At 74.3% G+C, this 8,612-nt stretch carries 6 protein-coding genes; 4 read left to right on the top strand and 2 right to left on the bottom strand.

The genetic code is table 11. The annotated features are described in order from the left end of the window. Positions 1-576: 576 nt before the first annotated feature. Positions 577-2,304, bottom strand: a complete 1,728-nt coding sequence (locus tag ACGFZ2_RS30710) for a beta-N-acetylhexosaminidase (protein WP_393459601.1) — start codon at positions 2,302-2,304, stop codon at positions 577-579. 315 nt (positions 2,305-2,619) lie between these two features. On the opposite strand from ACGFZ2_RS30710, the gene ppdK reads away from it, so the two are divergent. Further along, positions 2,620-5,328, top strand: a complete 2,709-nt coding sequence (ppdK, locus tag ACGFZ2_RS30705) for a pyruvate, phosphate dikinase (RefSeq protein ID WP_393459598.1) — start codon at positions 2,620-2,622, stop codon at positions 5,326-5,328. Between the two features lie 99 nt (positions 5,329-5,427). Here ppdK and ACGFZ2_RS30700 read toward each other — a convergent pair whose 3' ends face one another. Continuing rightward, a complete protein-coding gene (locus tag ACGFZ2_RS30700; RefSeq protein ID WP_393459596.1) occupies positions 5,428-5,913 on the bottom strand; it encodes a roadblock/LC7 domain-containing protein in 486 nt (161 codons plus the stop codon). A 194-nt stretch (positions 5,914-6,107) separates the two neighbouring features. Here ACGFZ2_RS30700 and ACGFZ2_RS30695 point away from each other — a divergent pair, with 194 nt between their 5' ends. Genes ACGFZ2_RS30695 through ACGFZ2_RS30685 form a run of 3 tightly spaced genes read left to right on the top strand, consistent with a single transcriptional unit; the run spans position 6,108 to position 8,611 of the window. Then, the gene (locus ACGFZ2_RS30695; protein ID WP_393263292.1) at positions 6,108-6,461 is read left to right on the top strand and encodes a VOC family protein; all 354 of its coding nucleotides are present in this window, start codon (positions 6,108-6,110) and stop codon (positions 6,459-6,461) included. After that, on the top strand, positions 6,451-7,764 hold the full coding sequence (locus tag ACGFZ2_RS30690) for a deoxyguanosinetriphosphate triphosphohydrolase (protein WP_393459593.1): 1,314 nt from the start codon (positions 6,451-6,453) through the stop codon (positions 7,762-7,764). Before ACGFZ2_RS30695 ends, ACGFZ2_RS30690 begins: the two co-directional genes overlap by 11 nt. A gap of 10 nt (positions 7,765-7,774) precedes the next feature. After that, positions 7,775-8,611, top strand: a complete 837-nt coding sequence (locus ACGFZ2_RS30685; protein ID WP_393459590.1) for a siderophore-interacting protein — start codon at positions 7,775-7,777, stop codon at positions 8,609-8,611. Position 8,612: the final 1 nt, after the last annotated feature.

Raw genomic sequence — 8,612 nt, 5'->3', positions numbered from 1 at the left:
GTGGGCGGCGGTGACGGGGCCGGCGATGGCGCCGCCGGTGAAGGCGAGGCCGGCAGCGGTCAGGGCGGCCTTACGGATCAGATCGGTACGCATGATGGTGTGCACCTTTCGATCGGGGGTGTGCGGCGCGCACGGGGGGACGGCGTGCCGCGAGAGGGGGAGGTCAGAACGGATCGCTCCGGCGGCGGGGCCTGCTCGGGGCGTCCGGGGTGTCTCAACGACCCGGGCCGGCGACGCATTCCGCCGGTCGTTCGGGCCGCCGCGGCGCGGGGGAGTGCCGCGGGTATGCCATGTTCAACGACCCGGGCCCGCCGACGATTCCGCCGCCGGGGTGGCGCCGGCCACGGGACGGGCCGCACGTGGTGGCGACATCCGGGGCATATCGGGCGGCGGGAACCGGACATGCGGGACAGGTGGCGCAGGTCGTCGGGGTCGCCGAATGGCCGTCGACAGCCGCCCGACAGGACGTAGGGCGCAGTCGGGGCCGCCGCCCGTCAGGACATCGGGGCGCAGCCGGGGCCGCCGCGCCGGCGGGTCCGCCACCATGCGGTTGGCGGGCCCGCCGGGCGTGCGACGTCAGGCGGACGGGGCGGGCGCCCCTTCGGGGCCGCGCTGGGTGGGGATCGCCGCCGGGGACGCGGCCGGAGCCGGCTGCTCCGCCGGCCAGGGCACCTCCGGGGCGGCGTGGAAGGCGATGCCGGCGGCGGACCAGCGCGGGCCGTGCCCGGCCAGCCGGTCGCGGAACCCGGCCCAGTCGTGCGCCGTCCGCGGGGACCAGCCCAGCTCGGCGATCGCGGGCAGCCGGGGGAAGAACATGAACTCGACCTCGGCCCGCGAGGTGACCGACTCGGTCCACAGCGGCGCCTCCACCCCGAGCACCGCGTCGGCGGGGACGCCGGCCACGTGGGCGGCGGGGTCCCAGTCGTACGCCCGGCGGACGTCGATGAGGCCCGCCCAGTCGTGCCCGATGGGGGTGTCGGGGGCGTACTTCATGTCGAGGTAGGCGTGGTTGCCGGGGGAGAGGATCAGCCGGGCGCCCCGGCGGACGGCGTCCGCGGTGACCGGGTCCTCGCCCGTCGTCCCCCACCACTGGAGCACCCGCCCGTCGGCGTGCCCGGCGGGCGCGATCTGGTGCCAGCCGACCACCGTCTTGCCGGTGTCGGCGACGATCCGCTGGACGCGCTCGACGAAGGCGGCGTACGCGTCGGGGAGCACCTTGAACGCCTCGTCGCCGCCGATGTGCAGCCACGGCCCGGGGGTGAGTGCGGCGATCTCGCCGAGCACGTCGGTGACGAACTCGTACGTCCGCTCGCTGGCCGGGTCGACGTAGCTGAAGCCGACCTCGGTGCCGGTGTACGGCGGCGGCGCGACCCGGTCCGGCGCCAGCTCCCCGTACGCGGTCAGTGCCGCGTGGGTGTGCCCCGGCAGGTCGATCTCCGGCACCACGGTGATGTGCCGCTGCGCCGCGTAGGCCACGATCCGGCGGTAGTCGTCGCGCGTGTAGTGCCCGCCGGGGCCGTCGCCCACCTCGAACGCCCCGCCGACCGTCGCCAGCCGGGGCCACGAGTCGACCGCGATCCGCCAGCCCTGGTCGTCGGTGAGGTGCAGGTGCAGGTGGTTGAGCTTGTAGCGGGCCAGGTGGTCGATCACCCGGAGCACGTCCGGGACGCCGAAGAAGTGCCGGGCCACGTCGAGCATCGCCCCCCGGTAGGCGAACCGGGGGCGGTCGGTGATCGAGCCGCCCGGCAGCGCCCAGCGCTCGGCGACCGGCGTGGGGCTCTCGATCGCCGCCGGCAGGAGCTGCCGCAGCGTCTGCGTGCCGAAGAAGAGCCCGGCCGGGGTGGCGGCCTCGATGCGTACCCCGTCGGGTGTCACGTCGAGCCGGTAGCCCTCCGCGCCGAGGTCGTCGGCGTCGACCAGCGCCAGCGCGATGCCGCCGGCCGGCTCCGGCCGGGTGGCGTCGGCGACCGGCAGCGGGTAGCCGGTGGCCGGCCGGAGCAGGGCGGCGAGCTGCTCGCCGACGGCCCGGACGGCGTCGTCGGCGTTCACCCGGACGGCCGATTCGGCGGTGAGGACGAAGTCGGCGGCCGGGTCGGGCGCGACCAGCTCGGGGGCGGGCACCACGTCGCCCAGCCGGACCGGGGTGGGCGGGGCGAGCAGGTCGCCGGCGGTCCGGGCCGCCGCCCGGGCCAGGTCGGCGGCGGCGGGCGCGTGGGCCGGCAGGTCGAGGTGCCCGGGCGCCGGGTCGTCCGGCCCGGTGGCGGACGGGTCGAGCGGCTCCGAGGCGGTGGGAACGGATGGCACGGCGATGGCTCCCCGGGGGTGTATTCGCGGCTGTTATGGCAAAGGTGAGGTTCACCGAAATGCGTGCCGTCAAGAGTACGAGGGAGGGGCCGGAGTTGCGTGATCGTGCTCGTGGAAGCGTTCCCAAAAACCGGTACGAACGCGGATAGTCGTGATGGCTGTGCCTATTGTCACCGAACGGCCCCGGGTCACGCGATGTTCGCTTAGCCTTCGCCCACCAGCCGGGATGGCATCGGGATTACCGGTGGTCCGCCCCGGGGTATGGAGCAACTGAACCTTCGTTAAGTGTCGGACCGGCGCGCGTGGGAGGCTCTGGTGGCAGCGCAAGAGACGGTGGAACACAAGTACGTCTACGACTTCGCCGAGGGCAACAAGGACCTGAAGGACCTGCTCGGCGGCAAGGGGGCCAACCTGGCCGAGATGACCAACCTCGGCCTGCCGGTCCCGCCGGGCTTCACCATCACCACCGAGGCCTGCAAGGCGTACCTCGCCACCGGTGAGGAGCCCGACGGGCTGGCCGACCAGATCGCCGCGCACCTGGCGTCGCTGGAGCAGGCGATGGGCAAGCGCCTCGGCGACCCGCAGGACCCGCTGCTCGTCTCCGTCCGCTCCGGGGCCAAGTTCTCCATGCCGGGCATGATGGAGACCGTCCTCAACGTCGGCCTCAACGACCGCAGCGTGGTCGGGCTGAGCGCCCAGGCGGACGGGAACGACCGGTTCGCCTGGGACTCGTACCGCCGACTGATCCAGATGTTCGGCAAGACCGTCTGCGAGGTGCCGGGCGAGGAGTTCGAGCACGCGCTGGACGACGCCAAGCGTGCCAAGGGCACCCGGAACGACCTCGACCTCGACGCGGACGACCTGCGCGGGCTGGTCGACGCGTACAAGAGGATCTTCCTCAAGCACACCGGCCGGGAGTTCCCGCAGGAGCCGCGCGAGCAGCTCGACCTGGCCATCCGCGCGGTCTTCGAGTCGTGGAACGCCGAGCGCGCGGTGGTCTACCGGCGGCAGGAGCGGATCCCGGCCGACCTCGGCACCGCGGTCAACGTGGTGGCGATGGTCTTCGGCAACCTCGGTTCGGACTCCGGCACCGGCGTCGCGTTCACCCGCGACCCTGCCAGCGGCGCGCAGGGCATCTACGGCGACTACCTGGCCAACGCCCAGGGCGAGGACGTGGTCGCCGGCATCCGCAACACCGTGCCGTTGCAGGAGCTGGAGAAGCTCGACAAGAAGTCCTACGACGAGCTGCTCAGTTACATGGCCCGGCTGGAGGGCCACTACAAGGACCTCTGCGACATCGAGTTCACCATCGAGCGCGGCAAGCTCTGGATGCTCCAGACCCGGGTCGGCAAGCGCACCGCCGCGGCTGCCTTCGTCATCGCCGGACAACTGGTCGACGAGGGCCTGATCGACCTCGACGAGGCGCTGCACCGGGTCAACGGTGCGCAGCTCGCCCAGCTGATGTTCCCGCGCTTCCAGCTCGACCACGAGTTCCAGCCGGTCGCCAAGGGCATCGGCGCCTCCCCGGGCGCGGCGGTGGGCAAGGTCGTCTTCACCTCCGCCCGCGCGGTCGAGCTGGCCGCCGAGGGAGAGGACGTGATCCTGGTCCGCCGGGAGACCAACCCGGACGACCTGAACGGCATGATCGCCGCCAAGGGCATCCTCACCTCGCGGGGTGGCAAGACCAGCCACGCCGCCGTGGTGGCCCGGGGCATGGGCAAGACCTGCGTCTCCGGCGCGGACGAGCTGGAAATCAACATCCCGCAGCGGAAGTTCACGGTCGCCGGGCAGACCGTCACCGAGGGCGACGTCGTCAGCATCGACGGCACCACCGGCAAGGTCTACCTCGGCGAGGTGCCGGTCATGCCGTCGGAGGTGGTCCAGTACTTCGAGGGCAGCCTCGACCCGGAGCACATCGACAACGCCCTGGTCCGGGCCGTACACCGGATCATGTCGCACGCCGACGCCGCGCGCCGGCTGACCGTCCGGACGAACGCCGACACCGCCGCGGACGCCGCCCGGGCCCGGCGCTTCGGCGCGCAGGGCATCGGGCTCTGCCGCACGGAGCACATGTTCCTCGGCGACCGGCGCGAGCTGGTCGAGCGACTGATCCTGGCCCGCGACGAGACCGAGCGGGAGGCCGCGCTGGGCGCGCTGCTGCCGTTGCAGCGGGCCGACTTCGTGGAGATCTTCCGGGAGATGGACGGGCTGCCGGTCACCGTCCGGCTGATCGACCCGCCGCTGCACGAGTTCCTGCCCCCGCTGGAGCAGCTCGCGGTCAACGTGGCGGTCGCCCAGGAGCGTGGCGAGGACGTGGCCCAGGAGGAGGCGCTGCTCGCCGCCGTCCGCCGCATGCACGAGCAGAACCCGATGCTGGGCCTGCGCGGCGTACGCCTCGGTCTGGTCATCCCCGGCCTGTTCGCGATGCAGGTCCGGGCGATCGTGGAGGCCGCGGTCGAGTGCGCGAAGAGCGGCGTGACGCCGCGCCCGGAGATCATGGTGCCGCTGGTCGGGGCGGTGCAGGAGCTGGAGACGGTCCGCGCCGAGGCCGAGCGGATCATCGCCGAGGTGACCCGGGAGCAGCCGGTCGAGGTGCTGATCGGCACGATGATCGAGGTGCCCCGGGCGGCGCTGACCGCCGGCCAGATCGCCGAGGCGGCGCAGTTCTTCTCCTTCGGCACCAACGACCTGACCCAGATGGGCTGGGGCTTCTCCCGGGACGACGTGGAGGGCGCTTTCTTCTGGCGCTACCTGGAGCTGGGCATCTTCGGCATCTCGCCGTTCGAGTCGATCGACCGGGACGGCGTGGGCCGGCTGGTCCGGATCGCCGCGGAGGAGGGCCGGGCGGCCCGGCCGGGGCTGAAGCTCGGCGTCTGCGGCGAGCACGGCGGCGACCCGGACTCGGTGCACTTCTTCCACGAGGTGGGCCTGGACTACGTGTCCTGCTCGCCCTTCCGGGTGCCCGTCGCCCGGCTGGAGGCCGGCCGCGCCGCGGTGGAGACGGACGGCTCCGACAGCCGCTGACGCGGGGACGTTCGGCAGACCGGCGGCGGACCCGGGGGAGCGGATCCGCCGCCGCTGCCGTGCGGGCGCGACCGCATCGTCGGTCGGCTCCCGCGTGGCTCAGATCGGCGGGCGGCGCCAGGTGTGGGGGGTGACGCGCCGGGGCAGGGTGCCCCTGGAGGTGCGGGCCGCGAGCAGGGAGTGCGCCTCCGGTACCGGCGTCACCCCGATCGGCCGGCGGGTGTCCAGCACCGAGCCGGCGCGCCGGGCCACCGCCCGGGCGTCGGCGTGCAGCGCCTCCAGGTCGGCGGCGCCGTCGGCGACCAGCGTCAGCAGGGCGTTGCGCCCGGCCGGGTAGGTGACCACCGCGCCGGCCGCGGTGCGGAGCACCGATTCCCGGAACTCCCCGTGCCGCACGGTGTCGGCCACCCGGTGGCCGAGGCCGAAACTCGCCGCCGCGAGCGCCGCCAGGTGCGTGGCGTCCGTCGCCGGCAGGTCGCTGGAGATCAGCAGGCCGTCGGTGCCGGCCAGCACCGTGCCCGCCACCTCGGGGCGGCGTAGGCGTAGCCCCTGCAACTCCGTTCCCATCATCGTGTCCGCGTTCACGGGTGTCACTCCCACCGTCGGGCCCTCAGTCTGGTCACGTTCCGCTCCGGGAACGCTACCGCCGGCCATGCCGGACCGAGGTCCCGTAACGGTCGGCGATCGGCCGACAACTCTCGTCTGAACGGAGGTTGCGGGCCCGTCCGGCGCGCGCCAGCGGCGAGCCGTTCGGGCCGTCCGGGCGTAACCTGATCGGCATGAGCAGCGCCTGGGAGAGCCTGACCGTCGACGCCCGGGACCCGGCCCGGCTCGCCCGCTGGTGGGCCGAGGCACTGGGCTACCAGGTGGTGGCCGAGCAGCCGGACGGGGTGGAGATCCGCCGGTCCGCCGACCGGCTGCCGGGCATCACCTTCGTGCCCGTCGCCGACGACAAGGAGACCAAGAACCGGCTGCACATCGACCTGCGCCCCGACGACCAGGAGGCCGAGGTCGAGCGGCTGGTCGACATGGGCGCCCGGCACGTCGACATCGGCCAGGGCGACGTCGAATGGACCGTGCTCGCCGACCCGGAGGGCAACGAGTTCTGCGTGCTGCGGCAGCGTGCGGACTGAGCGTCCCGGGCCGGACGACCCGGACACGGCCCGCTGGGTCGGCGAGCCGCCGAAGGACACCGGGTACGGGCGGTCGGCGTACGAGCGGGACCGGGCCCGGGTGCTGCACTCGGCGGCGTTCCGGCGGCTCGCCGCGAAGACCCAGGTGCACACGGCCGGCACCGACGACTTCCTGCGGACCCGGTTGACCCACTCGCTGGAGGTCGCGCAGATCGCCCGGGAGATGGGCGCCCGGCTGGGCTGCGACCCGGACGTGGTGGACACCGCCGGGCTCGCCCACGACCTGGGGCACCCGCCGTTCGGGCACAACGGCGAGGACGCGCTGGACGTGCTGGCCGCCGGGTGCGGCGGCTTCGAGGGCAACGCGCAGACGCTGCGGGTGCTGACCCGGCTGGAGGCGAAGGTGGTCGCCCCGGACGGCACGTCCGCCGGCCTCAACCTGACCCGCGCCTCGCTCGACGCGGTCAGCAAGTACCCGTGGCCCCGCCGTCCGGACCAGCGCAAGTTCGGTGTGTACGCCGACGACCTGCCAGTATTCGCCTGGCTGCGTGCCGGCGGCCCGGGCGACGACCGGCGTTGCCTGGAGGCGCAGGTGATGGACTGGGCCGACGACGTCGCGTACTCGGTGCACGACGTCGAGGACGGCATCCACGGCGGGTACGTGACGCTGCGCCCGCTGCTGGACGACCCCGACGAGCGGGCCGCGCTCTGCGCCGACGTCGCGGCCACCTACTCCGGCGAGTCCCCGGCCGACCTCGACGAGGTGCTGCGGGAGTTGCTCGACGATCCCGTGCTCGCCCCGCTGGCCGGCTACGACGGCAGCCACCGCGCGCTGGCCGCGCTCAAGGCGACCACCAGCGTGCTGACCGGCCGCTTCGTCTCGACCGTCGTGGCGGCCACCGAGGAGCGGTACGGCCCCGGCCCGCACCGCCGGTACGCCTCCGACCTGGTGGTGCCCCGGCGGATCCGGGCGCGGTGCGCGCTGCTCAAGGGCATCGCCCTGCGGTACGTGATGCGCCGCCCCGGCGCCGAGGGCCGCTACCGGCGGCAGCAGGAGGTGCTGGCCGACCTGGTGCACGCCCTGGCCGGCCGGGCGCCGGACGCGCTGGACCCGGTCTTCGCCCCACTCTGGCGGGCCGCGCCGGACGACGCCGCCCGGCTCCGGGTGGTGATCGACCAGGTCGCCTCGCTCACCGATCCGGCGGCCGTGGCCTGGCACGCGCGGCTGGCGCCCGGCTCCGGGCGCGCCCGGGGCGCGCCCGGCGGAGGGGCGGGAATGGGCGACCCGACGTACTTAGGTTAGCCTAACCAGCATGACGGAGCGCCCGAAGAAGGTCACGTCCGCCCGGGTACTGCGCACCGAGCGGCCCACCCCCCACCTGATCCGGCTCGTGCTCGGCGGGGAGGAGTTGACCGGCCTGCCGGTGGGCGAGTTCACCGACCACTACATCAAGATCGTGTTCCCGGTGCCGGGGGTCGACCACCCGAGCCCGATGGACCTCGCCGCGATCCGCCGTGACCTGCCCCGGGAGCAGTGGCCCCGGCTGCGCGCGTACACGGTGCGGGCCTGGGACGCGCTGGTCGGGGAGCTGACCGTCGACGTCGTGCACCACGGCGACGAGGGGCTCGCCGGGCCGTGGGCGGCCGCGCTGCGCCCCGGCGACCCGGTGCACTTCGTCGGCCCCGGCGGCGCGTACGCCCCGAGCCCGGACGCCGACTGGCACCTGCTGGTCGGCGACGAGAGCGCGCTGCCGGCGATCGCCGCCGCCCTGGAGCGGCTGCCGGCCGACGCCCCGGCCGTCGCGTTCGTCGAGGTCGCCGACCCGGCCGAGGAGCAGCGGCTGGCCAGCCCGGGTGCGGTGCGCCTGACCTGGCTGCACCGGGGCGGGCGCCCGGTCGGGGAGGCCCTGGTCGCGGCGGTCCGCGACCTGGAGTTCCCGCCCGGCGAGGTGCACGCCTTCGTCCACGGCGAGGCGGCCTTCGTGAAGGAACTGCGCCGCCTGCTCCGCGTCGAGCGTGGCGTCCCCCGCGACCGGCTCTCCATCTCCGGCTACTGGCGCCGTGGCATGGACGACGAGGGCTGGCGTGCCAGCAAGCCCGAGTGGAACCGCCAGGTCGAGGCCGAGGAGTCCGCCGCCGTCCCCGCCTGAG

Origin of the sequence: Micromonospora sp. NPDC048063, assembly GCF_043202855.1 — a bacterium.
Taxonomy (GTDB): Bacteria; Actinomycetota; Actinomycetes; order Mycobacteriales; family Micromonosporaceae; genus Micromonospora.
Note: the sequence above shows the minus strand (reverse complement) of the source record. Positions and strands in the feature narration are given on the sequence as shown.